We start from the raw sequence: 22,643 nt of genomic DNA on the forward strand, positions 1-22,643 counted from the left end.
CATGGTAAGTCAGGAAACTTAGTTCAGCATTAGCCTGGCGCAAGAAACTGCCGACCAAACCTGACTCAGGCCTGGCCCGGCGCAGGAATATCCAGGATCACGCGCAATCCGGTCTGTGATTTCTCGTCCGATGCCTCCAGCCCGATCATGATATCCAGCCGCGCCGCCACCGACTGCACGATGGCCAGCCCAAGGCCAGCACCGGGAGCGGCTGCGGGATCGAGTCGATGGAAGGGCTGGAAAACGCGCTCGCGCTCGCTGGCCGGAATGCCGGGACCATTGTCGGTGATCTCAAGACGCACGCGACCCGGCGGTGTCTGAGCCGCTGCGGCCAGCGCCAGGCTGATGCAGCCACCCGGCGGCGTATAGCGGATCGCGTTGTCGATCAGGTTGCCCAGCAGCAAGCCGAGTTCTACCGGATTGCTGTCCACCTCGACCTCCAGCAGTCCGTCTACGCCAAGGTCGATGTCCCTTTGCTGAGCCAGCGGCAGCAGGTCCTCCAGCACCGGCCGCACGGCCTCGCGCAGCACCAGCCGGGTGCGAGGGGAGGCTGCCATCTGATCCTGGGCGCGCGCCAGGGCGAGCAATTGGGTGACCAGCGTGCGCGCCCGCTCCAGACCCTGTTCCAGACGCTGCAAGCGTGCGCGGGCGGTATCGGAGAGCTCGCTGCGCTGCAGCCCTTCGGCCTGCAGCGAGAGCGCGGCCAGGGGCGTGCGCAACTCGTGCGCGGCATCGGCCACGAAGCGGCGCTGTGCCGTCATCGCGCCTTGTACACGCGCCAGCAGTCGATTGATGGCGTCAACGAAGGGGCTGATTTCAGTAGGCAGGCCTTGGGTGGCCAAGGGATCGAGCTGATCATCGCGCCGCTGGTCGATCTCACGGCGCAGTTGGGCCAGCGGCGCGAAGAGCGTGCGCATGATGCGCCGGAGTGCCAGCAGCAGCACCGGTACCAGAAGCAGGACGGGAATCACTGCGCGCCAGGCACTGCGCGATGCAATGCCATCGCGCACATCAGTTTCCTGCGCCAGCGCGATGCGGCGGCCGGAAGGAAGCGGCTGGACATAGACGCGGAAATTCTCATGAAACATGACGGCCGTCTGGAAGCCGTCCCGCAGGCCCGAGGGCAGCGGCAAGGCGGCAACCGCCGATGGGGACTGGCCCGGCTCGGGCAGCCATTGCACGCTGATGCGCGATTCATGATCGGCACCGGGGTAGCTGCCCACCGCGCCATCCTCGGGCAGCGTGCCGCCCAGGCGGGCGATGAGTGTGCCCACCTGCAGCAACAGGTCGTCCTGCTGCCGGATCGAATCGCGATAGGCGCTGAGGAAGCCGAAGGCCCCGGCACACAGGGCCACCGCCAGTATGGCCAGCGTCAGCGCCAGCGACAGCCGCGCTTGCAGGGAGCGTTGCAGGGGTGTCATGACGCGCTTGCTCCGCGCGCCACCATCCAGCCCATGCCACGCACATTCCTGATGGCCGTACGATCCAGTTTCTTGCGCAATGCATGGATCAGGAATTCGACCGCATTGCTTTCCACTTCCTCGCCCCAGCCATAAATTCGTTCTTCCAGTTCGCTGCGCGACAGGATCGCGCCAGGGCGATGCATGAGTGCCTGCAACAGCGCGAATTCGCGGGCCGACAGCGTCACCGGCGCCTGGCCTTGCCAGCGGGCGGTCTTGTCGGCCAGATCCAGAGACAGTTCGCCATTGTCCAGCACCACCGTAGCCGCCCCCGACTTGCGCCGCATCACCGCGCGCAGCCGCGCCAGCAATTCGCCCATGGCAAAAGGCTTGAGGATATAGTCGTCGGCACCGCTGTCGAGTCCGTCGATGCGGTCCTGCACGCCATCGCGGGCGGTCAGGATCAGTACCGGCGTGGTGGCGTGCCGGCGCATCTGGCGCAGTACCGACAAGCCATCGGCACCGGGCAGGCCCAGATCCAGCAGGACGGCGTCGTAGTCCTGCTGGACCAGGGCAGCATGCGCGGCGTTGCCGTCGCGCACCCAGTCCGCCGCGTAGCTGGCCTCCCGCAGGGCCGCGCGGACTTCCTCGCCAATCATGGCGTCATCTTCCACCAGCAGAATTCGCATCGCTTGCCATGCCTCCTTCAATGCATCCGGCCATCGGATGGTGCCAGAGTCTAAGGCAAAAGCGCGAGTGACTGCGGAAAAGTGAGCCAGGCCGCCGTCGGACAAGCCCTCCAGCTTGTATGGATCAAATCATGAATCGAGCCATACATGCTCGGCAAAGGAGTAGCCCATCATGCCGCCCAGCGGAATCGGCGAGAGGCCCTTGACCTTGCTGCTGTAGCCATCCAGCAGGGCGAGGAACATGGGGATGCCGATCCCGGCTTCCTCATGGATGATGGTTTGCATGTCTCCATACATCTGCTTGCGCTTGCCGACATCGATCTCGGCCCGCGCGGCCGTGAGCAGCTGGTCGAACTTCTCGCTCTTGAAGCGCGACTCGTTCCATGCCGCCTGTGACTGGAAGAACTGGGTGAGCAGCACGTCGGCACTGGGGCGCGGGTTGACGTTGCCGAAGCCGACCGGATTGCTGAGCCACTGGTTGGACCAGTAGCCTTCCGGTGGCATGCGCTTGAGTTCCAGGTCCAGTCCGACGCGCTGTGCGGTCTGCTGCAGCACCGTGGCGATGTCCACCGAATACATGGCCGCCGCCGAACAGACCAGCGGTATCTTGCCGGTCACGCCGGACTTCTGCAGGTGGTATTTGGCCTTGTCCAGATCCATCTGGCGCTGCGGCAGGCCGGCGAGGTAAAAGGGGTTGGTCGGATCGATCGGCTGGTCATTTCCCAGCACCGCATGGCCGCGCGCGATGTTCTTGCGCATGACCTCACGGTCCATCAGGTACTTCATGGCCAGCACGAAATCGGGGTTGCTGCCGGGGCCCACATCCTTGCGCAGGATCAGGTCGGTATAGGCTCCGGATGGCGTTTCCAGCACCGCAAAGCCGGCACTCCCCTTGACGCGTTCGATGGAACGCGGATTGAGGTTGGCCACCAGATCGAGACCGCCCGAGAGCAGGGCGTTGACGCGCGCATTCTCGTCCCCGATGCCGACGAATTCGATCTCGTCCAGATAGGGCTTGCCGGGTTTCCAGTAATTGTCGTTGCGCACCACCACCGAGCGGATGCCGGGAGTGAATTCCTTGAGCTTGTAGGGACCGGTGCCGATGCCGGTGCTGAAGTCGGTGGTCCCGGCCTTCACGATGTGGAAGTGGAAGGTGCCGACGATGACCGGCAGGTCGGCATTCGGCGCGGTCAGGGTGACGGTCACTTCATTGGGGCCGGTTTCCTTGACGCTCTCGATCTGGTCGGCCAGGGTCTTGGCCTTGGAGGCGGTGGCCGGATCCTTGTGGCGCATCAGCGAGAACACCACGTCGGCCGGCGTGAGCGCCTTGCCGTCGTGGAAGCTGACACCCCGGCGCAGCTTGAACACCCACACCCTGGCATCCTTGCTGATGAAGGATTCGGCCAGCGCAGGTTGCGGCGTGAGGCTGGCATCCAGCGAGGTCAGGCCGTTGTAGAGCATGGTGCCGCGCGAGTAATCGGTCTTGTTGGATTGCTTGGCGGGATCGAGCGTGTCGCTCACCGAAGCCGTGTCGCCGCCCACGCGCAGCTTGCCGCCGCGACGCGGGGTCTGGGCGTAGGCACTGGCGGCGCTGGTGGCAAGACCGCCCGCCAGCGTGGCTTGCATGCCCCCGGCCAGCAGCATTTTGAGAATGTCGCGTCGGCTGGCACCGCGCTTGAGGCAATCCATCAGGCCAGCGGTGTCGCTGGCGCTGAGCAGGTCGAGTTTGTTCTTGCTGTTGTGGTCCATGGTGCAGCTCCCTGTGTTGTTGAGGCGTGAGAAGACCGGCGGGGCGATGGCGGCCCGCCTGGACTCGGATGCACTGATGCAAGCCGGCACGGCGCTGCGTGCCGGTGAACGCGGAGTCGGCGGTCCGCTGTGAGGGTGAAGCTTATTGCCCCGCTTCTACCGCATCGGCCAGTTGCGCCAGCGTGTGGAAGTGGTAATCGGGAACGGTGTGCTCGGAGGCGATGGTGCCGCCCGAGCTGGACTTGCCGTGACGGCGCTCGATCCAGCAGGTGGTGATGCCCAGGCGCTTGGAGACGCCGATGTCGTGATACTGGCTTTGCGCCACATGCAGGTTGTCGGCCTGGCGATAGCCCCATGCGCCTTCGAAGCGGCCGCGGGCGTAGGCGAAATATTGCGGGTCGGGTTTCTCGCAGAGGGCGTCGTCGCAGCTCAGCAGCAGGTCAAACGGTTCGCCAAGGGTGCGGGCGAAGTGTTGCAGGGCCCAGGTTTGCGCATTGGTCATGGTGACCAGCTTGTAATGCTTGCGCAGGCGTTGCAGCGCCTCGACCGAATCGGCAAAGGCCGGCCAGTCGGCCACCGAATCGCGCAGGCCGCGCGCCAGTTCCGGGGTGTCAGGCAGACCCAGGCCCGGGGCGATGACATGCCAGCAGCGCTCGAGGTCATCCGGATACCAGCCGGTGTTGCCATCGCTGCGCGCGGCGCGATAGGCGGCCAGGAAATCCTCGTCCGAGATCTTGCAGTCGGGAACGGTTTTGCGCAGGTAGGCGAGCATGCCGCCTTCGAAATCGATGAGAGTGCCGACGACGTCAAACGTGAGTACCTTGAAATCCTTCAGAGGCATGTCTTGCTCCAGAAAAAAGGGAATGACGATGAGAGTGGGGGACCTGGCCACGAATGGCTGCGCGGGGGCCAGTGGGTCCAGAATACGGGCGCGCGTGCCGGAGCTTGATGCAAAAAGGGACACTCAAACCGCACAGAATTTTTTTCTGGACGGCTGCTACAGCACGCTGTAGCAGCCGCTCCCGGCCTCTTCCGCAGGCCGGGAATCCGCGCCTGCGCGTTCTCATCACGAGGCCGCCACGCTGCAGCATGGCGAGGTGGCGGATGCCTTGTCGGGCAGCCGCAAGATGGTCAGTCTGTGGGAGGGCGGCGGAAGAAGCGCGCCGGGCAGGGAAACAACGGGGCAGGCACGGCAGAGGATGCCACGAGAAGAAAGCAGATGAGTCCCCCCCGAGCTGCCGACGCCGCGCTATGCGGGCCGATCTTTTCCCCCCTCCAGGGTGACTCATCTACCAGCGGCATTCTAACGGGGCTTGCCGGGAATGAAACTAGTCCATTTGGACTGGTCAGGGCACGGACCTTACGTTCCGGAGCGCGCGGCGCAGAGCATGGACGCGTTCAACGGCCGGCATCGATGCAGGTCCCCAGCAGCTGAAGATCGGTACGGCTTACCCCGCACTCCGCGAAGAGCGTGCGCCAGCCCGCAACACAAGATCGCACCTCCTCGATGATCGTCCGTGCTTCTTCCGGCGTGAGAAGGAAACGGCGGGATTGCGACAGGGCGTTGATGGTCGTGCTGGCAGCACCATGGTCCCCCACGCCGATGGATTGCGGCAGATAGGCGGCATCCAGATGCGGAAGCAGGTCGAAGGCGGGAGAGAGTCGATAGCGGCCACGCGTATCACGCAGCAGAGCATGATTGCGCATGTGGTCATCAACATTCCCGATCAGGATGTTGAAGACCATTCGGCGGAACAAGGCGTGAGCGTCCCGCACGGCATAATCGTCCAGCGGACGAAGGGCTTCGGCGATACCGGCATAGGAGTAACGGGTTCGAAGGAGCCCGGGGTCTACCTGGTCGATGTCGATGAGGCTGTTGGCGCTGAGATAATGAAGACGGCGTCCATCGTCCGTGCGGTCGAATCGGGTCAGCAGAAGCAGAGAACGGCTCCCCAATGTCACGAGTTCAAAGTCGGGTACGTCGATGCCGGCCTGGAGCGCCAGACGCAGTGTGGCATATTCAACCGTCGGAACGTCGAATCGATCGTCGAGGCGGCTGAACTTGGCGATGGCCTCCCGGCCTTCATGCAGCACCACGGTCTTTGGCCGGACACCGCCAAGGCTGGCACCGGGAAAGAACAGGCGCAGTGCTTCCTCATCCAATTCGCTATCCGGGTCACCCGTCAGGGCCTCGATCGCATGGGTCTGCCGCTCGTCCAGTCTCGACAACGGCTCGGGCCGGTTACCGGGCACGGGTACCACCGAATGGTGTTCGGAGAATCCCAGGCAGCCCGATCCGAAATGCCAGCAGTGGATGAACCAGTCTACCGGCGTCTCGGGCTGTGGGCGGCCGTACTGGCGATTGATGCTGGCGGTCAGGCGCACACCCCAGGCGTTTGGTCCGGCATCGGAGAGCACGCCGAAGGAGCCATCACGGCGTCGGCGCACTGTATGCAAGTCAGTCTGGAGCGGTAAGTGAACCGGGTCGAGCGAGAACGCGTCAGGGTGTGCAACGTAGTGCTTGCCGTAGCCCAGCCTGCCGTCGCCGTTGGCGTCGAGCGCGAAACCGGCCACCGGGCGGGGCGCGTCCGGATTGGAGCAATCGAAGACAGTGCAGGCTGTTTGCCGCATGTCAGAAGTCCTGATCGACTATTGGCGACGGCGCATCGCGCAAGTGCCGCGGAGTTTCCGGGCGGTTGACCAGCAATTCAACATCCGATAGCTCTTGCAAGGCTTCCAGTACGGCGAGGAAGCCGCCAATGGAAACGCCCGGGTCACCCAACTCCAGTCTGCCCAAGGTCGAGCGGTGGATGCGGGTGATCTGTTCCAATTGCGACAACGACAATTTGCGCGCTTTGCGCGCGCGCCGGATTCGCAGTCCAAGCTGGGTCAGCGTGTCGTGTACTGTCGCAGTAAGGAAATCCGATTTATGGCGCATAAATGCATCATGCAGAGAATAATGATGTATTTATACAGCATTAAAAAATCCATCGCAACGCAGCGTACCTTTCCCACCGTTGTCAAACTTCATATCCGCCGTTAAAATGAGAATTATTATTATTTAGAGACCGCCGGCTCCCTCATGTCTGTCCCGCACCCCGCCGACGCCCAGCGCATCGACTCGCTCTACCGCGAGCATCATGGCTGGCTGCAGCAGTGGCTGCGGCGCAAGCTGGGCAGCAGCTGCGATGCGGCCGACCTGGCCCAAGATACCTTCCTGCGGGTTCTGGGCAAGCCGCAAGTGCTGGCTGAAGTACGCGAACCGCGCGCCTGGCTGACCCGTATTGCGCAGGGCCTGGTGGTGGACAAGGTTCGGCGCGACGAGGTCGAACGCGCCTGCCTGGAGGCCATCGCCCATCTGCCGGCACCGGAAGTGATCTCGCCCGAGGCCAGGATGCTGCTGGTGGAGGCGCTGGCCACCATCGACGCCATGCTGGAAGGCCTGGGAGCCAAGCCGCGCGAGGCTTTCCTGATGTCCCGGCTGGACGACCTGGGCTATGCCGAGATCGCCCGGCGCATGGGCGTCTCGCTGAGCAGCGTCGAAAAATACATGGCGGCCGCCATCCGCCATTGCTACCTGATGCGGCAAGCCTGGCAAGCCAGCTGAAGCACATCCTTTCACGCTGATGTCTGCCAATCCAATGCCTTCGGCCTTACCTGATCCGGTCCTGGAGCAAGCCATCGCCTGGCTGGTCCAGCTGCGGGCGCAGCCCTCCGGTGTGGCGCCGGATCCCGCCTTGCAGGCCCGCATCGATGCCTGGCGCGCGGCAGATGGCCGTCATGAAAGCGTGTGGTCCGAGCTGATGGCATCAGAAGCCCAATTCCAGCGGCTGGTGGCCTTGCCGGTCGCGCCCGCGCAATGGCAGCAACCGCTCTCGGCGCTGAACCGCTCGCGCAGCCGCCGCCAGTCGCGCCGTCGCTGGCTTGGCGGGGTGGCGCTGGGACTGGGCAGCGTAGCCCTGGCCGGCCTGGCCGCGCGTCAGGCCGGGCTGTTCGATAACCTCGCCGGCCAGCGCTACGCCACCCGGACCGGCGACCAGCGCCGCGTGACCCTGGGCGACGGCACGCAACTGGCCCTCAATACCGCGACGGCCGTGCGCCTGCAGTTCGATGCGGAGCAGCGCCTGATCGCGCTGGAACACGGCGAAATCTTCATCGATACCGGGCGCGATGCACTCTCGCCCCGCCATCGCCCCTTCCTGGTCCAGACCGCCCAGGCCCGCCTGCAGGCGCTGGGTACGCGCTTCGCCGTGCGCCAGCAAGAGGGCGTGACCCGCCTGAGCGTGCTGGAAGGGCGGGTGGCCGTGGACCCGGGGCAGGGCACGCGCACCGTGATCGTCCCCGGCGAAACGGTGGAGATCGATACGCGCGGCGAGCTGCGGCGGCAGGCCATTCCGGCGGCCGCCATGGACCCCACGGCCTGGCTCGATGGCTCGCTGGTGGCGCGCGACATGCGCCTGGGTGATGTACTGGCCGAGATGGCACGCTATCGCCACGGATGGCTGGTTTGCGAGGACGCCGTGGCATCCTTGAAGGTGTCGGGCGTGTTCCAGCTGCGCGATGGCGATGCAGCGCTGGAGTCGCTGGCGCAAGCGCTGCCGGTACGCATCGAACAGCGTACCCGCTTCTGGGTCCGGGTGACGGCGCTAAACAGCCGATAAGAATTTTCTGGCAGGGATTGCGGGTTTTGGGGGCCTGCTTCGGCATACCTCATGAAACCAGTGAATGTTCTTGTCATTTTCCATGCCCGCCTTCATCCCGCCGCGACTGCACGCTGACCGTCTGCACCGCCCCTGCCTCGTGCTCGGGCTGCTGCTGGCCTGTGCCGTGCCGGGCTTCGGCGGATTCGCCTGGGCGCAGGAGGCGAGGGCAGTGCATCGCCATTACCAGCTCGCTGCCGGACCGCTGGACGAAGCCCTGAACCGGTTCGCGCGTCTGGCTGGCATCACGCTCTCCTATGCGCCGGACATGGTGCAGGGCCGAACCGCCCCCGCCCTCGATGCCGATCTGGCGGTGGAAGAGGCCCTCGCGCAGCTGCTGGCCGGATCCGGCCTGCGGGCCGTGCGCACCCCGGGCGGCGGCTATGGCCTGCAATGGCAGGGGCCGGCGCGCTCCGGCAATGACCTCATCCCCGAGCAGGGCCAACGCCTGAAACAGGTCGTCATCATCGGCCGTCCCGACCCTCTGGCGATGCACGAGGGGCAGCCAGACTACGCCGCCACCCACGGCCAGACTGCAACCCGCACCGCCACACCGCTGCTGGAGATCCCGCAATCGCTCTCGGTCGTCACGCGCGAGGAAATGGACGCACGCGGAGCCGCCAGCGTCATGGACGCGCTGCGCTACCTGCCGGGGGCCAACACCCAGACCCATGGCGTGGACCCACGCGGCTACGACTACTTCAACCTGCGCGGCTTCATCAATGCCCAGAACACCAGCAACTACCTCAACGGCCTGCGCCAGCTGGTGGCGGGCTTCGGCATGTTCCGCACCGAAGCCTATGGACTGGAGCGGGTCGAAGTGCTGCGCGGTGCGGCCTCGGCCACCATTGGCCAGGCCGATCCGGGCGGGGTGGTCAACCGCATCAGCAAACTGGCCGGCGCGGAGTCGCCCGATGAACTGGTGCTGTCAGCTGGGACCTTCAACGCGCACCAGCTGGCCGCCGACCTCAGCGGCACGCTGGATGAAGACGGACAGGCGCAGGCGCGTCTCGTGGCACTGGTGCGTGAGAGCGATACCCAGTTCCGTTACGGCAATGGCCGCGCCGTGGAGAACGACCGCCTGTATCTGGCCCCCTCGCTCAAGCTGCGCCTGAGCAGCGACACCAGCCTCATCTTGCTGGCCGACTACCTCAAGGACCGCAACGGCAGCAGCCGCTGGACCGCCGTGAATGCCGACGGCAGCCTCACCCACACGCTGGTGGGCGATCCCGGCATCGACCGCCAGCGCGGCGAGCAATGGTCGCTGGGCTGGCAACTGGCGCATCGTCTGGATGAGCGCTGGCAGCTGCTGCAGGATTTCCGCCAGGCCGGCTTGCGGTCGCAGTATTCGGTCCTCAATCCGGTCAGCCTCAGTGGCAGCGTGCTCACCCGCATGGCGGCACGCTACGACACGCAATTGGAAAGCAGCCAGCTCGATACGCGCCTGCAAGGCCAGTTGCAGCAGGGCGATGCCGAACATACGGTGGTGCTGGGCCTCGACCTGACTCGCCTGCATCAGGACGAGCAGCGTTATCGCGGCAGCGCACCCAGTCTGGACCTGGATGCGCCGGTCTACGGCCTGCCCATCGCCATGGCCTCGCAACTGGCCGCGCGCTTGCAGGAGGACATGCAGCAGACCGGGCTCTACGTGCAGGACCAGATTCGTGACGGCGCACTGGTCTGGACGCTGGGCAGCCGCTACGACCGCGTCACCGACACCACCCGCAACCTGAGCACGGCAGTGCGCACCGACACGCGCGCCCATGCGCTCAGTCATCGCGCCGGTGTGTCGTGGAAGCTGATGCCGTCGCTGGTGCCGTATCTGAGCGTGAGCACGTCCTTCCTGCCGCAGCCTGGGCAGGATGTAGCGGGCCGGCCGTTCTCCCCCAGCCACGGACGTCAGATCGAAGCCGGCATCAAGTTCCAGCCCGAGGCGGGGCGGGCGCTCTACACCGCTGCGCTGTTCCAGACCACCAAGGATCACGTCCTCACCAGCGATCCGCAGAACGCCAATTTCTCGGTCGACCAGAGCCAGGTACGCTCGCGCGGCTTGGAACTGGAAGCGCGCGGTGCGCTGTCACCTGGACTGAACCTGCTGGCGGCCTACAGCTGGACGCAGGCCATCAATACCGCCCATGCCGATGCGTCGCTGGTGGGCAAGACGCCCATGCTGGTGCCGCGCCATGCCGCCAGCCTGTGGCTGGACTACACGCCGGGTGAAGCCTTGCCCGGCCTGGGCATGGGCGCGGGCGCACGCTATACGGGGGCCAGCTACGCCAATGCCGACAACAGCGTGCGCAACGCCGCCACGGTGCTGCTCGACGCGATGTTGCGGCTTGACCAGGGCCATTGGCGCTATGCCCTCAACGTCAGCAACCTGGCCAATCGCCGCAGCACGTCCTGCCTGGCGGAACCGACGCTGACCTGTTTCTGGGCCGAGGAGCGCACCGCCGTGCTCAGTGCCCGCTATCGCTGGTAGCACTTCACGAGGAGACCCGGACGCATGCATCACGCCACCGCCGCCACCCCCACCGGCCTGCAACAGCACTTCATCGGCCAGCGCCAGCGCTTGCGCGAGGCGGCCCAGCGCATTCTGGGATGTCCGCATCGCGCCGATGACGTGGTGCAGGATGCCTATCTCAAGATCCGTGAAGTGCAGGAACAGGAAAACTGCGCCATCCGCCAGCCCCAGGCCTACCTGATGCGCATCGTGCGCAACCTGGCGATCGATCGTCATCGCCGCTGCCGCTTTGAGAGCGATGTCTTTGCCGAGGAAGAAGCCGGCGAAGACATCCACGAAGAAGCGCAGGGTCCCGAGGCCATCGCCATTGGCCGCCAGACCCTGGCACTGGTGAGCCAGGCGCTGGACGGCTTGCCTGCCCGTACCCGGCGGGCCTTCGAGCTGTATCGCCTGACCGGACTGAGCCAGCGCGAGATCGCAGCCGAACTGGGCATCTCGGTCACGCTGGTCAACTTCCTGATCCGCGATGCCCAGGCAAGCTGCCGCCAGTGCCTCGCCCTGACACCGCCGCCCTGACCGAACGTGGAGCGCGCGCCGCGCGTTTCTTCCACCAGATGACGATACCGGTCACGGTGAGCACGCTCACCAGCACGCCCAGCACGGCCAGGAAGATGCGCCATGGCAGGCCGAACACCTGGCCCATGTGCAGTGCGCCGATCCAGTTGCTGAAGGTATTGCCGCTGCGGTCGCCCTGCGGCAGCCAGTGGCCACGGATATCGCCGGTGGCGGGGTCAATCAGCAAGCCGGTATTGCCGGCGTCGCTGCGGATGTCTGCATTGCTGTGGACCATGTATGCATACAAGCCCCTGCGACGGTCCATACTCAGTTTTTCTTCGAAGTCGATGCTCAGGCCACGTTCCTGCGCGAAGCGCGCCATGGCCGCACGTGCCATGGCATGGGCCTGCGGCCATTCCAGCGGCGGCTGCGCCAGCGGCTTGGGCAGTGACGGGCGGCCGCGCCAGCTGGTATCGAAGGGCAGGATCTGCGACATCACCGGCAGATAGATCTGGTCGCGCAGGTTGAACATCACGCTGGACCATGCGATCAGCAACAACATCACCCATAGCCACAGGCCGCAGGCACGATGCAGGTCGAGATTGACGCGATAGAAACCGGCCTGCCACTTGATGAGCCAGGCCGGTTTCCATTTCACCAGGAAGGGCCGCGCGCGCGGCCAGGTGAGGATCATGCCGACGAAGCAGTCGAGGGTCCACAGCAGCGCCACGATGCCCATCAGCAGTGCGCCCGGCACGCGCGGCAGGGCCATCGAATGATGCACCTTGAACAGGAAGGGCATCAGTTGCGCGGGCCGCAGGCTGATCGCGTTGCGGTCCCGCACGCCCTGGACTGTGCCATCGTAGGGATTGGCGAAGACCTCGTCATAGCTGAGCCGATAGGGCTTGCCGCTGGCCGGATCCAGCGCCGGTTCCGCGATGAAGCGAACCGTGCGTCCCGGTTGCGGATGCAGGATCAACTGGTTCACCTGTGCCTGCGGTCCCAGCGCTCGTTCCACCCGTGCGCGCAACTGGTAAGGATCGAGCATCGCAGTGGCCGCCTGGCCCGGCGCCGGCTGCGCCAGGTGCAGCTCGGGTGCCAGCCAGGTATCGAGCTCCTCTTCGAAACTCAGGAGGCTGCCGGTGAGGCAGGCCACCAGCAGGAAGAAGGCGATGGCCAGCCCGGTCCAGCGATGCAGCAGGACCAGGTGGTGGCGGCGTGGCGCACGGCGACACAGCCAGGCGGACAGCGTGCTTACCATCGCGTGGTCAACTGCACGAGACCAGTGCGGCGCGCGCCATACTCGCAGAGTTCCGAGCAGAACGCGTAGACGCGATCAGTCACGTTGTTGAGCTTGAAGGCCAGCTCGAAGTTGCGCCAGTCCGCATTGATGCGGCCCAGGTCCAGGCGCGCGCCGAAGTCCAGCAGCGTGACCGAAGGCACCTCGAAGGTGTTGAGCGCATTGCCGTAGGAACGCCCGATGTAGCGCACGCCTGCCGACACATGCGCACCGGCCAGCGCGCCGCGCTGGAAGGCATAGTCCGCCAGCACGCCTGCATTGTGTCTGGCCGCGCCGGGCAAGGCCTTGCCCTCGGTGTTGGTGCTGCTGCTGGTGGCATTGTTGCTGGTGACCTTGGCGTTGGTATAGCTGTAGCTGGAGGTCAGGCTCAGGCCCTCGGTGAGGGACAGCTTGCCTTCCAGCTCCACGCCCTTGGAGCGGGCCGCACCGGTCTGCACCGAGTAGCCGGCATGGGCCAGGTCGGTGGTCGCCACGTTCTGGCGACGCAGGTCGAATACCGCCAGCGTGAAAAGCGCATTGGTATTGACGGGTGCGTATTTCACGCCGGCTTCATATTGCTTGGCGCGTTCCGGCTTGAGCATGTCGCCGCCGAAACTGGTGCCGGTGGTGGGCGTGAAGGATTCGGTGTAGCTCAGGTAGGGCGAGACGCCATTGGCCAACTCATGCACCAGCCCCAGGTTGCGCGTGTTGGCGCGGTCGCTGCGCTCGGTCCGGGTGCGCGCGATGGCATTGCTGACGGTCTGTTGCGAGCGGTCGTGGCGGATGCCGGCGGAGACAAACCAGCGTTCGGCGATCTTCAGCTGGTCCTGCAGATAGAAGCCCAGTTGGTCATCCACGGTGCGCAGATTGTAGTTCTCGGATACGGCGGGCAGATTGCCGTAGCTGGTCGTGTAAAGATTGGAGAGCACATAACCGGCCAGCGTATTGGGACTGACATAACCGCGTACCGTGCCTGCGGTGTGATGGAAGTCCACCCCCATCAACACCTTGTGCTGCACGGCACCGGTGCTGAAGTCGGCCTGCAGCTGGTTGTCGGCGGTGAAGGTATCGGACTCGGTACTCAGTCGCCAGCGCTGCAGGGCGGCGGTCGCCGACTGCGTGGCCGGATAGAAGGCGGCGAAGCGCATGCTGTTGCGGGTGCCGTTGTAATCCGTATAGCGCAGGTTCTGGCGGAAGCTCCACACCTCGTTGAACTGATGCGAGAACTGCGAGCTGAGCGACCAGTTCTCGTAGCGCTCGCTGTTGTCGGCGCTGCGGCCCACTGCCGTGCTGGTCGGGATCTGCCCGTTGGGATTGGCCGTGACCGTGCCGCTGGCGGGGAAGACGTTGTTGGACAGGCCTTCGCTGCGCTGGTATTCGAAGCGCCCGGTCCATTCGGTGCGGTCGGACGGACGCCAGGTGATGGCCGGGGCCAGGAACAGGCGGCGATCGACCGTACCATCGACCTGGGTGCCGGCGTCACGTGCCAGCCCGGTGATGCGATAGGACCAGACGCCGCCTTCATCGAGCGCACCCCCGAAGTCGCCGGCCACCTGCTTGCGATCAAAACTGCCGGCCTGCAGCTGCAGTTCACGCAGGGTAGTGGTGGTCGGTTTCTTGGAGACCACGTTGATCAGTCCGCCCGGCGCATTCTGTCCGAACATCACCGAAGCCGGTCCATGCAGCAGCTCGATGCGTTCCAGTCCGTAGGGTTCCGGCGCGTAGCGGCTGTAGCTGGCGTTGGAGGCGGTGAGCGTGCCGTCGCGATAGAGCGAGCCACCATTGTTGATGGGGAAGCCGCGCAGCAGCGAGGCCGTTTCGGAAATGGCGAAGGCACCATTGGAGACCTGGATGCCGCTGCTGTAGCCCAGTGCCTCCGAGACGGAACGCGCCTGCTGGGTGGCGATCTGGTCGGCCGTGACGACCGAGATCGATTGCGGAGTTTCGGTGATGGGGGTATCAGTCTTGGTCGCAGTGGCGCTGCGCTTGGCGACGAAACCGTGGACCGGGCCGGTGGCCTGTTCTTCCTGGCCGGCGGTGACGGTGACCTGGGGTAGCGTGGCATCGGTGGTGGTCTGCGCCCAGGCGGGGGCGGCGGCGGGCAGGCCCAGCAAGGCCAGGCGCAGCGCCTGCACCATCAGGCGGGGACGGACCACGGGAGAGGGCAGGAGAGCGCGGGCGTGCGGGGAAGTGCGGCAGGTTTTTCTTGTCGTCATGGTCAGGAGCGTGGTCGCAAAGAGGGATCGCCAGCGGTGCTGGCACGAACCGAAGGGCCCGCTCTCTGGTTGACGAATGAGACGTGTTCTTGTTTAGGATGACAGGCGGCACGGTGAAGAAATCACGGCAGCAGATTGGGCAAGGCCGGCTTTTCATCGCCCGGGAATGCGCGCTGCTTGTCGATGTTGAAATCAGGAAACGCCTGATGGCGGTGTGGATGGCCACGTCCTATCTTGGTTTGCATAACAAGGAGGGAGACATGTGTACCAATGCCATGAGCATCGCGCGGCGTCATCTGGGCATCATCGTGCGGCTGTGTGAGATGTCGGAACAGGATGAACCGATCGCCGAGCTGGTGCGCGCCACGGTCCGCAACTGCCTGCTGGCCATGCAGACGGCGGGGACCGAACCGATGGAGGCCGCCGAGATTATCGAACAGCTGCTGCAGCATGAACTGGCGGCCTTGCCGGCAGAGCGCGCCAAATGCCGCAAGGTGCTGGAAGCAGCGCACCTGCATGCGGAATACCTGACCATGGCGGAGCGTCGCGCCACCCATTGAATGAGGCAACACGCGCGAATTCAAGGGTGAAATCAAGCCTGAATTCACACCTGAATTCGCGCTTGAATTCGGGCGTTCATTCAAGCGTTCATTCGAGCCGGCAACCCATCCCTCATATCACGTCATCAAACTGTTCCGCAGGCACCGGCCTGCCGAACAGGTAGCCCTGATAGCGCGTACACCCCAGCGCCGCCAGGAACTGCTGCTGCTCGCGGGTTTCCACGCCCTCGGCAATGACTTCCAGCCCCAGCGCATCAGCCAGGGTGATGATGCTCTTGGCGATGGCCACGTCGCTGGGCGCGAATAGCAATTCGCGCACGAAGGACTGATCGATCTTGAGCTGGTCGATCGGCAGCCGCTTGAGCAGCGACAGCGACGAATATCCGGTCCCGAAATCGTCCAGCGACAGGGCCAGGCCGTGCTGCTTGAGTTCCATCATCTTTTCGATGGTGGCCTGCACATCCTCGACCATGGCGGACTCGGTCAGCTCCAGCTTGAGGTGGCAGGGATCGGCTCCGGTCGCTTGCAGGGTCTCCAGGATGCACTTCACGAAGTCCGGCTGGCGCACCTGTACGGCGCTGACGTTGACGGCAATGACCACCGGTACCCGCCGGCCTTCGCGGTTCCAGCGCACCGACTGCCGGCAGGCCTGCTGGAACACCCAGTGACCCAGCGGCAGGATCAATCCCGAGGCTTCGGCCACCGGAATGAAGATGGCCGGCGAGACGCTGCCACGGAAAGGACTGTTCCAGCGCGCCAGCGCTTCCACGCCGATCAGGTTGCCGGCCTGGTCGCGCTGCGGCTGATAGTGCAGCAGGAATTCGCTGCTGCCGATGGCGCGCCGCAGGTCGCTTTCCAGACCGGTGCGGAAATGCAGCGCATGTTCCATCGCCTGGTCAAACAGGCAGCTGGTATTGCGCCCCTTCTGCTTGGCCGCATACATCGCCAGGTCGCCCTGGCGCAACAGGTCTTCGACGCTGGCCCCTTGTCCGTGCATGAGGGCGATGCCGACCGAGCAGGTCGCGAAATGACTGAGTCCGTCCAGGTCGAAGCGCTGCTCCATGGCCGCCACGATGCGCTGTGCGAATCCGCAGGCGCTCTCTTCGATGAGGGCTGGCGAGGCCAGGGGCTGCTGCTGCAGGATCACGAATTCATCACCGCCCAGGCGGGCGACCAGGGCCCCGCCAGCCAGTTCCTGCAGGCGTGTGGCGATCTGGCAGAGCAGCCGGTCGCCGATGGAATGCCCGAGGGCATCGTTGAGATCCTTGAAATTGTCGATGTCGATGAAGAACAGCGCTGAGGGCTGGCCGAGATAGCTGGCGGCGGCGATCTGGTCGAGCAGCAGGCGGCGGTTGGGCAGGCCGGTGAGCGGATCATAGAAGGCCAGTTGCCGGGTTTCGTCCTGCAGGCGCTTCTGGTCGCTGATGTCGATCTGGGTGCCGACGTAGTGCGTGATGTGTCCGGCCGGATCGGCCACGGCGGTCAGGGTCAGCATGGCGCAGAAGGTTTCGCCGTTCTTGCGCCAGACCCGCACCTCTCCCTGCCATTTGCCGTTGCGCTGGACCAGCGTCCATAGCCGGGCGCGAAAATCCTCCTGGTCTTGCTCGCGCTGGCAGGGCGGCATCCCCTCCGCAGGCAGCTCGTGCAGCTGGTAGCCGGTCAGGGCGATGAAGGCGGCATTGGCATCGAGCACGTTGCGCCCGGCGTCCAGCACCCAGATCGCCTCGGACGAATGAAAGGCCGCTGCCGCGATGCGCAGCGAGGTCTCGCTCTGCTGCAGCCGTGCCGTACGGCGTGCCACTTCGCGCCGCAGGTAGGCGGCAATCAGCAGGGCACACAGCAGCAAGGCCAGCGCGCCGCACAGCAGCCACCAGACATGGGCGGGCAGGCTGGTATTGCCGCGCCCCCACTTGCGCAGGATCTGGAAATACACGGAATCAGGATCGGCCTGCCATTGGCTGAGCGCGCGGTCGATCGCGGCCAGCACTTCCGGATCCTCTTGCTTGCCACTGACGAAGAACAGCTTGACCGGCTGGAACACGATGCTGGTATCGGCCAGATGATAACGATCGGCCAGCATGTCGCCCGCTTGCTGGCTGGCAACGATGCCATCGAGCTCGCCCGCCGCCGCCATCCGGAAACCGCTCTCGACGTTGTGCAGCATGACCAGGTGGACCTTGATGCCGGAGTTGTCGATCAGGTTGCGGAAATAACTGGCCTGCACCGAGTTTTCGAGCAGGCCGATCCGCTTGTCCTTGAGATCGAAGACGGAATTGATCGCCACCGAGCGGCTGCGATAGAGGATCGACCAGCTGTAGAGCGCCGGTACGGATGGGAACTGGAATACCTTTTCGCGCTGCTCGGTCCAGGCCACGTCGGGCAGCAGGTCGATCCGGCCCTCCTCAAGCTGCTTCAGACAGGCATGCCACTCACAGGGGGCGAAGCGCAATTGCCAGTGCTCGCGTTCGGCAATGAGCCGGATCAGGTCGATGTGCAGGCCGCTGGCCGTCCCTTCGCCGTCGAAGAAGATCTTGGGGGGATTCTGATAGACGCCGACCGTCAACAGCTTGGCAGGTGCGCCTGGCGGCTGGGCGTGCGCAGTCATGCAGACGCTGCCAGCGGCCAACAGGCCCAGCAGTGCGAGCCGTTTCAGCAGACATGGCCACGAACGCCGAAGCCGCCACGCGTTGCCGCTGGACGGCTTGCCTTGATGACCGCTGGCCGGTTTCTCCCCTGTCGCAGCCAGAGTGGGTGCTGGTTGATTCATGCTGCCCGCGCCTGTCCCTGATTTGGTTTTTTGTCTACTTTATAGGACAACTAACCAAATGAAAACCCTGGCGGGCGCAGGGTATTACGGGCAGGGTCAGGCTCAGAAGAAGCCTTGCGTGGGCAGCCGGACCTGGTTCACGCTCAGGTTGCCCAGCGCATAGGCCTTGTGCGAGGTCGGGTTGTGGGTGGAGATGGTGCGGATGTTGCGCCAGTGGCGATCCAGGTTGAACTGGGCGAGCGTGGCCGAGGCCCCGGCGATATCGAACAGCGCCGTGGCGGCGTGATGGGCGATGCGGTCCACCGTGATCTTGGCGCGGGCGGCGGCAGCGGCCGCATCTTGCAGGCGATCATCGGCGTCAGACGCGTTGGCCTTCAGGGCGGCATAGGCGCGGTCGGCTTCAGCGGCCGCGGCCAGCACCACGGCGCGGGTGGCGAAGGCATCGGCATCGCGTTCGCCCAGGGCGGTCAGGAGGATGGGATCCTGGGCAGCCGAGGGCGTAGGAGCGTAGTAGTAATTGCGCTTGCGCTTGCCCAGCAGGGCGGCGCCGTCACGGGCCACGGCGCTGACCACGCCGGCGATCACCGAGGTCAGGAAGAGCTGGGCGATGGTCGAGCCGAAGACGGCCTGGCGCGCCGGTACCTGATCCGGCAGGACTACTTCATCGGCGGCCACCACCACGTTTTCGAAGACGGTCGTACCACTGCCGGTGAGGCGCTGGCCCATGCCGAACCAGTCGTCGACGGTCTGCACGCCTTCACGCTGGCGCGGCAGCAGCACGACGGCGCGGCGGCCATCTTCCACCGACACGGTCACGTGCAGCCAGTCGGCGAAGAGCGAGCCGGTGGAGTAAAACTTCTGGCCGTTGAGTACGTAGTGATCGCCCTGGCGCACCAGGCGCGTGGCCAGCGGTGCGTTACCGCCAATCTGGGGCTGGCCCAGTTCGGTGTGGGAAGCGCCGACCAGATCTCCGGCCCGCACGCGCTCGCGCAGGCGCTGCACGCCCGCATGCTGCAGAGGTGCATTGAGCAGGCGTTCGAGGGCGACGTGGTGATTGCGCCAGATGTGGGCGACGTTGGGATCGGCCGCACCCAGCTGGATGGCCGTATCGAGGGTCTCGACGAAGCTCGCGCCGCCACCGCCGTAGTCGGCGTCGAGGCGGCCGGCACCGAAGCCGGTGGCCTTGACCTCGGCGATGACGTCAAAGGGTTGTTCGCGCTGGGCGTCGCGCTGGGCAGCGCCGTCGGCGATGCGTTGCAGGAGGTCGGGAGAGATTGTGCTCATGAGGTCGTGTCTGAAGAGATCCGGGAATCGGCCTTGCAGCGGATGGCAAGGATGAGGACATCATAGGGTCATGCAGCGCCGGACCAAACTGCGAAATTCTTCTTAGCTTGCGCGGGCGGCGCATACCCGCGCAAACCTGTTCCGAACCTTGCTACGCCACCTTGGTCAGCGCGCTATCCGGGCGGCTCGGCCGTTGGTGCGCGGGCCTGGCCAGTCCAAGGTTCTCGCGCAAGGTCCGGCCCTCGTATTCGGTGCGGAACAAACCGCGCCGCCGCAACTCCGGCAGCACCAGCGCAATGAAATCGTCCAGCCCGCCCGGCAAGGTCGGCGGCATGATGTTGAAGCCGTCGGCACCGCCTTGGGTGAACCACGCCTCCAGCTCATCGACGATGCTCTCCGGTGTGCCATAGAGCGACCAATGTCCGCGCGCCGTCGCCAGGCGCAGGTAAAGCTGGCGCAGCGTCAGTCCCTCGCGCCGCGCCAGTCCCGTGACCAGCTGGAAACGGCTCTTGGACCCGTTGGGCTCGCGCAAATCTTCCGGCAGCGGTCCGTCCAGCGGATAGCCGGACAGGTCGATGCCGCCCAGATGCTGCTGCAGCATCGACAGCCCGACACTGGGATGGATCAGGGATTGCAGTTCTTCATATTTTTCCTGCGCTTCGCTGTGGCTGCGCCCGACCACCGGGAACACGCCCGGCATGATCTTGAGCTGGTCCGGGTCACGGCCATGGCGCGCCATGCGCGACTTGAGGCTGGTGTAGAAGGCCTGGGCATCGGCCAGCGACTGCTGGGCCGTGAAGATCACAGGATCCGATGCGGCGCAAATCACGTACGCGGCCGCTCCGCTATCAGAACCGGTAACGCGTACTCACCAGCAGGCTGCGCGGCTCGCCGGGCATGTTGTAATCGTTGGCGGCACTGTGGGCGGAGATGAAGTAGCGGCGATCCAGCAGATTCTTCAGAGACAGCGTGACGTCAAACTTCTCGGCTACATAACCTGCGCCCAGATTGATGACTGCATAACCGGGCAATACCGTCAGGTTGTCAGAGGAAGCGAAACGCGCCGATTCGGCCCGCGCGCCCGCCGCCACCCAGTAGCCATCAGGCAGATCGCGCTTGAGCCACAGGTTGAAGGTGTGACGCGGCGTAAGGGAAGACACGTTGCCCTGGAAGGGCGTGCCGGCGGAGGTCAGCCCGCTGGATTGCACGATGAGCCCATTCATGTAGGCATAGCCGGCGATGAGATTCCAGTGCGGCGCAAGCTCGCCGCTGGCGGACAATTCCACACCGCGCGTGCGTTGTTGGCCGACGTTGATGGCAAAGCCCGGCCGGTTGGGGTCGGCGACCTGGATGTTGTTCTGCGTCATCTCGAACAGTGCGGCCGTCAGGCTGGTCTTGTCGTTGAGCTCGTACTTGATGCCGACCTCCTTGCTCTCGGTCTTGGTCGGTTCCAGCTGGGCGCTGTTGCCGTAGAAGACGAAGGAGTCCGCCAGCGGCTGGAAGGAACGGCTGTAGCCGGCATACAGCGAGGTGCGCTCATCGGGCTGATAGACCAGGCCCACACGGGGCGACAGCGGGGTGTCGACGCGATTGAGGCTGGATCTGGCGACCTTGTCATCGCGGTCCTGGGACAGGCGCTCATAGCGCAGACCGGCCAGCAGTTTCCATTGCGGCGTCAGGCTGATCAGGTCCTGGACATAGGTGGCCAGCGTATTGATCCGGGTCTCCGCATTGATGTTCGGCACGGCGTTGGCTGCAATTGGCGACAAGTTGGCCAGCACTGGATTGAACAGGGAATAGGTCGCCGCATTGTTGCGCGTGACCTGCCAGTCAGTCTTGTTTTGCCAGCTGTATTCCACGCCATACAACAGCTCGTGGTGCATGCCCGCCAGTTGCAGTTTCTGGGTCAGTTCGTTTTGCCAGAACAAGCCACGCTCGGCACGCTGGCGATGGGCCTGGGCGATCGTCACCGTCGGATTGGCGGTCTGGGTGACCCGGCTGATGGTGGTGTAGTTGCGGTCGAGGTCGAAATCATAGGTGCGCAGTACCGAGCGCCAGGCCAGGCTTTCGCTGAACTTGTGGTCGAGGGTAAAGGTGGCGTCCTTCACCTCGGATTGCACGAAGGCCCTGTCGCGCCCGTTGGCCGCACCGTAATAGGTGGCAATGGGCACATCGGCGGGACGGCCCCGGTAACTGGGGATGCCCTGGTCGGCCAGTCGCCTGTCGTGCAGATAATTGAATTGCGCCGTGAAACTGGTCTGCGCATCCGGCTTGTAGGTCAGGGAAGGGGAGAGTGCCTGGCGTTCCAGGAAATACTGGTTGCGGAAACTGCTGGAGTCTTCCACCGCGCCGGTCAGGCGAAACAGCAGCGTGCCGTCGGCGCTGTTGCGGCCTACGTCGAATTCGGTGCGCTTCTGTCCTTCGCTGCCGACGGTGAGCCCGATCTCGCTGACCGGATCGTCGCTCGGTTTCTTGGTCACACGATTGACGATGCCGCCCGCCGAGCCGCGTCCGTACAGCACGGAGGCCGGACCCTTGAGCACTTCCACGCGTTCCACATTGGAGAGGTCGCGGAAATACAGCGCATCATCGCGCACGCCATCGATGAACTGATCGGTGATGGCGCTGAAGCCGCGGATGATGACCTGGTCGCGCTGGGCGTCGCCCAGACTGAAACTGAGACCGGCCACGTTCTGCAGGGCATCCTGCAGCGACAGGGCATTCTGATCGCGCATGACCTGCTTGGTGACGGTGTTGACGGTTTGCGGCACGTCGCGCAGCGGTACGTCGATCTTGGTGGCCGCCGAGGAGTTCTTGGGCCGGTAGCCGCTGTTGTCATCTGCAGTCGCCTTGACGGTCACTTCCGGCAGTGCATTGGTTTGGACTTGTTGCGCGTAGCTGTCGAAGGCCAGGGCCAGCAGGGCACTGAGGGTACACAGTTTGGTGTTCATAGCAATATTGTTTTACGTTGTGAATGGACGAA

General features: G+C 64.7%; 17 protein-coding genes and 1 pseudogene. 6 read left to right on the forward strand and 12 right to left on the reverse strand.

Annotated elements, in window-relative coordinates; genetic code table 11:
- Window positions 1–65: 65 nt before the first annotated feature.
- The 3 genes from MKD49_RS08105 to MKD49_RS08115 form a co-directional block, all read right to left on the reverse strand.
- The gene (locus MKD49_RS08105) at window positions 66–1,421 is read right to left on the reverse strand and encodes a HAMP domain-containing sensor histidine kinase (protein WP_252696002.1); all 1,356 of its coding nucleotides are present in this window, start codon (window positions 1,419–1,421) and stop codon (window positions 66–68) included.
- Complete coding sequence (locus MKD49_RS08110) at window positions 1,418–2,089, reverse strand: response regulator transcription factor (protein WP_252696003.1); 672 nt, start codon at window positions 2,087–2,089, stop codon at window positions 1,418–1,420. Before MKD49_RS08110 ends, MKD49_RS08105 begins: the two co-directional genes overlap by 4 nt.
- Window positions 2,090–2,218: 129 nt before the next feature.
- Window positions 2,219–3,838 carry an ABC transporter substrate-binding protein gene (locus tag MKD49_RS08115; RefSeq protein ID WP_252696004.1) on the reverse strand — a complete coding sequence of 540 codons (1,620 nt, stop codon included), beginning with the start codon at window positions 3,836–3,838 and terminating at the stop codon, window positions 2,219–2,221.
- On the opposite strand from MKD49_RS08115, the gene MKD49_RS26430 reads away from it, so the two are divergent.
- A complete protein-coding gene (locus tag MKD49_RS26430; RefSeq protein WP_256497634.1) occupies window positions 3,837–3,971 on the forward strand; it encodes a hypothetical protein in 135 nt (44 codons plus the stop codon). The genes MKD49_RS08115 and MKD49_RS26430 overlap by 2 nt on opposite strands.
- Window positions 3,972–3,980: 9 nt before the next feature.
- Here MKD49_RS26430 and MKD49_RS08120 read toward each other — a convergent pair whose 3' ends face one another.
- From MKD49_RS08120 to MKD49_RS08130, 3 genes are all read right to left on the reverse strand, one after another.
- Complete coding sequence (locus MKD49_RS08120) at window positions 3,981–4,679, reverse strand: HAD-IA family hydrolase (protein WP_252696005.1); 699 nt, start codon at window positions 4,677–4,679, stop codon at window positions 3,981–3,983.
- Between the two features lie 557 nt (window positions 4,680–5,236).
- Window positions 5,237–6,469: a type II toxin-antitoxin system HipA family toxin gene (locus MKD49_RS08125; protein WP_252696006.1), complete on the reverse strand. Its 1,233-nt coding sequence runs from the start codon at window positions 6,467–6,469 to the stop codon at window positions 5,237–5,239.
- Between the two features lies 1 nt (window position 6,470).
- Window positions 6,471–6,776 carry a helix-turn-helix domain-containing protein gene (locus MKD49_RS08130; protein WP_134136366.1) on the reverse strand — a complete coding sequence of 102 codons (306 nt, stop codon included), beginning with the start codon at window positions 6,774–6,776 and terminating at the stop codon, window positions 6,471–6,473.
- Between the two features lie 144 nt (window positions 6,777–6,920).
- Between MKD49_RS08130 and MKD49_RS08135 the strand changes: the two genes are divergently transcribed.
- The 4 genes from MKD49_RS08135 to MKD49_RS08150 all read left to right on the forward strand — a co-directional run bounded on the left by MKD49_RS08135 (window position 6,921) and on the right by MKD49_RS08150 (window position 11,575).
- Window positions 6,921–7,445 carry a sigma-70 family RNA polymerase sigma factor gene (locus MKD49_RS08135; RefSeq protein WP_252696007.1) on the forward strand — a complete coding sequence of 175 codons (525 nt, stop codon included), beginning with the start codon at window positions 6,921–6,923 and terminating at the stop codon, window positions 7,443–7,445.
- Window positions 7,446–7,464: 19 nt separating this feature from the next.
- The gene (locus MKD49_RS08140; RefSeq protein ID WP_252696008.1) at window positions 7,465–8,499 is read left to right on the forward strand and encodes a FecR domain-containing protein; all 1,035 of its coding nucleotides are present in this window, start codon (window positions 7,465–7,467) and stop codon (window positions 8,497–8,499) included.
- A 64-nt stretch (window positions 8,500–8,563) separates the two neighbouring features.
- Window positions 8,564–11,017 carry a TonB-dependent siderophore receptor gene (locus MKD49_RS08145; protein ID WP_252696009.1) on the forward strand — a complete coding sequence of 818 codons (2,454 nt, stop codon included), beginning with the start codon at window positions 8,564–8,566 and terminating at the stop codon, window positions 11,015–11,017.
- Window positions 11,018–11,041: 24 nt separating this feature from the next.
- On the forward strand, window positions 11,042–11,575 hold the full coding sequence (locus MKD49_RS08150) for an RNA polymerase factor sigma-70 (RefSeq protein WP_252696010.1): 534 nt from the start codon (window positions 11,042–11,044) through the stop codon (window positions 11,573–11,575).
- Here MKD49_RS08150 and MKD49_RS08155 read toward each other — a convergent pair.
- Together MKD49_RS08155 and MKD49_RS08160 are read right to left on the reverse strand one after the other, a co-directional pair.
- Entirely contained in the window at window positions 11,508–12,815 is a 1,308-nt protein-coding gene (locus MKD49_RS08155) for a PepSY domain-containing protein (RefSeq protein WP_252696011.1), read from the reverse strand. The two genes, MKD49_RS08150 and MKD49_RS08155, sit on opposite strands and share 68 nt — an antisense overlap.
- On the reverse strand, window positions 12,809–15,049 hold the full coding sequence (locus tag MKD49_RS08160; RefSeq protein ID WP_252696012.1) for a TonB-dependent siderophore receptor: 2,241 nt from the start codon (window positions 15,047–15,049) through the stop codon (window positions 12,809–12,811). The genes MKD49_RS08155 and MKD49_RS08160 overlap by 7 nt, the downstream gene beginning before the upstream one ends.
- A gap of 260 nt (window positions 15,050–15,309) precedes the next feature.
- Between MKD49_RS08160 and MKD49_RS08165 the strand changes: the two genes are divergently transcribed.
- Entirely contained in the window at window positions 15,310–15,609 is a 300-nt protein-coding gene (locus tag MKD49_RS08165; protein ID WP_039785778.1) for a hypothetical protein, read from the forward strand.
- A 112-nt stretch (window positions 15,610–15,721) separates the two neighbouring features.
- Here the strand turns inward: MKD49_RS08165 and MKD49_RS08170 are convergent, their stop codons facing one another.
- The 4 genes and pseudogenes from MKD49_RS08170 to MKD49_RS08185 form a co-directional block, all read right to left on the reverse strand.
- Window positions 15,722–18,214, reverse strand: coding sequence for an EAL domain-containing protein (locus MKD49_RS08170; protein ID WP_252696013.1), 2,493 nt, complete (start codon window positions 18,212–18,214; stop codon window positions 15,722–15,724).
- Window positions 18,215–18,478: 264 nt separating this feature from the next.
- The gene (locus MKD49_RS08175; protein WP_121045516.1) at window positions 18,479–19,660 is read right to left on the reverse strand and encodes an acyl-CoA dehydrogenase family protein; all 1,182 of its coding nucleotides are present in this window, start codon (window positions 19,658–19,660) and stop codon (window positions 18,479–18,481) included.
- A gap of 151 nt (window positions 19,661–19,811) precedes the next feature.
- A pseudogene (locus tag MKD49_RS08180) lies at window positions 19,812–20,522 on the reverse strand (LLM class flavin-dependent oxidoreductase); the annotation flags it as partial.
- Window positions 20,509–22,611, reverse strand: coding sequence for a TonB-dependent siderophore receptor (locus MKD49_RS08185; RefSeq protein WP_252696014.1), 2,103 nt, complete (start codon window positions 22,609–22,611; stop codon window positions 20,509–20,511). The gene MKD49_RS08185 and the pseudogene MKD49_RS08180, both read right to left, overlap by 14 nt.
- Window positions 22,612–22,643 lie beyond the last annotated feature (32 nt).

The sequence above is a fragment of the Herbaspirillum sp. WGmk3 genome, from assembly GCF_023952535.1.
In the GTDB taxonomy this organism is placed as follows: domain Bacteria; phylum Pseudomonadota; class Gammaproteobacteria; order Burkholderiales; family Burkholderiaceae_D; genus Herbaspirillum; species Herbaspirillum huttiense.

What these genes read in the sequence shown, in the direction of transcription:
- MKD49_RS08105 (WP_252696002.1), bottom strand. Translation starts at nt 1,421, where the DNA reads ATGACACCCCTGCAACGCTCCCTGCAAGCGCGGCTGTCGCTGGCGCTG.
- MKD49_RS08110 (WP_252696003.1), bottom strand. Translation starts at nt 2,089, where the DNA reads ATGCGAATTCTGCTGGTGGAAGATGACGCCATGATTGGCGAGGAAGTC.
- MKD49_RS26430 (WP_256497634.1), top strand. Translation starts at nt 3,837, where the DNA reads ATGGTGCAGCTCCCTGTGTTGTTGAGGCGTGAGAAGACCGGCGGGGCG.
- MKD49_RS08115 (WP_252696004.1), bottom strand. Translation starts at nt 3,838, where the DNA reads ATGGACCACAACAGCAAGAACAAACTCGACCTGCTCAGCGCCAGCGAC.
- MKD49_RS08120 (WP_252696005.1), bottom strand. Translation starts at nt 4,679, where the DNA reads ATGCCTCTGAAGGATTTCAAGGTACTCACGTTTGACGTCGTCGGCACT.
- MKD49_RS08125 (WP_252696006.1), bottom strand. Translation starts at nt 6,469, where the DNA reads ATGCGGCAAACAGCCTGCACTGTCTTCGATTGCTCCAATCCGGACGCG.
- MKD49_RS08130 (WP_134136366.1), bottom strand. Translation starts at nt 6,776, where the DNA reads ATGCGCCATAAATCGGATTTCCTTACTGCGACAGTACACGACACGCTG.
- MKD49_RS08135 (WP_252696007.1), top strand. Translation starts at nt 6,921, where the DNA reads ATGTCTGTCCCGCACCCCGCCGACGCCCAGCGCATCGACTCGCTCTAC.
- MKD49_RS08140 (WP_252696008.1), top strand. Translation starts at nt 7,465, where the DNA reads ATGTCTGCCAATCCAATGCCTTCGGCCTTACCTGATCCGGTCCTGGAG.
- MKD49_RS08145 (WP_252696009.1), top strand. Translation starts at nt 8,564, where the DNA reads ATGTTCTTGTCATTTTCCATGCCCGCCTTCATCCCGCCGCGACTGCAC.
- MKD49_RS08150 (WP_252696010.1), top strand. Translation starts at nt 11,042, where the DNA reads ATGCATCACGCCACCGCCGCCACCCCCACCGGCCTGCAACAGCACTTC.
- MKD49_RS08155 (WP_252696011.1), bottom strand. Translation starts at nt 12,815, where the DNA reads ATGGTAAGCACGCTGTCCGCCTGGCTGTGTCGCCGTGCGCCACGCCGC.
- MKD49_RS08160 (WP_252696012.1), bottom strand. Translation starts at nt 15,049, where the DNA reads ATGACGACAAGAAAAACCTGCCGCACTTCCCCGCACGCCCGCGCTCTC.
- MKD49_RS08165 (WP_039785778.1), top strand. Translation starts at nt 15,310, where the DNA reads ATGTGTACCAATGCCATGAGCATCGCGCGGCGTCATCTGGGCATCATC.
- MKD49_RS08170 (WP_252696013.1), bottom strand. Translation starts at nt 18,214, where the DNA reads ATGACTGCGCACGCCCAGCCGCCAGGCGCACCTGCCAAGCTGTTGACG.
- MKD49_RS08175 (WP_121045516.1), bottom strand. Translation starts at nt 19,660, where the DNA reads ATGAGCACAATCTCTCCCGACCTCCTGCAACGCATCGCCGACGGCGCT.
- MKD49_RS08185 (WP_252696014.1), bottom strand. Translation starts at nt 22,611, where the DNA reads ATGAACACCAAACTGTGTACCCTCAGTGCCCTGCTGGCCCTGGCCTTC.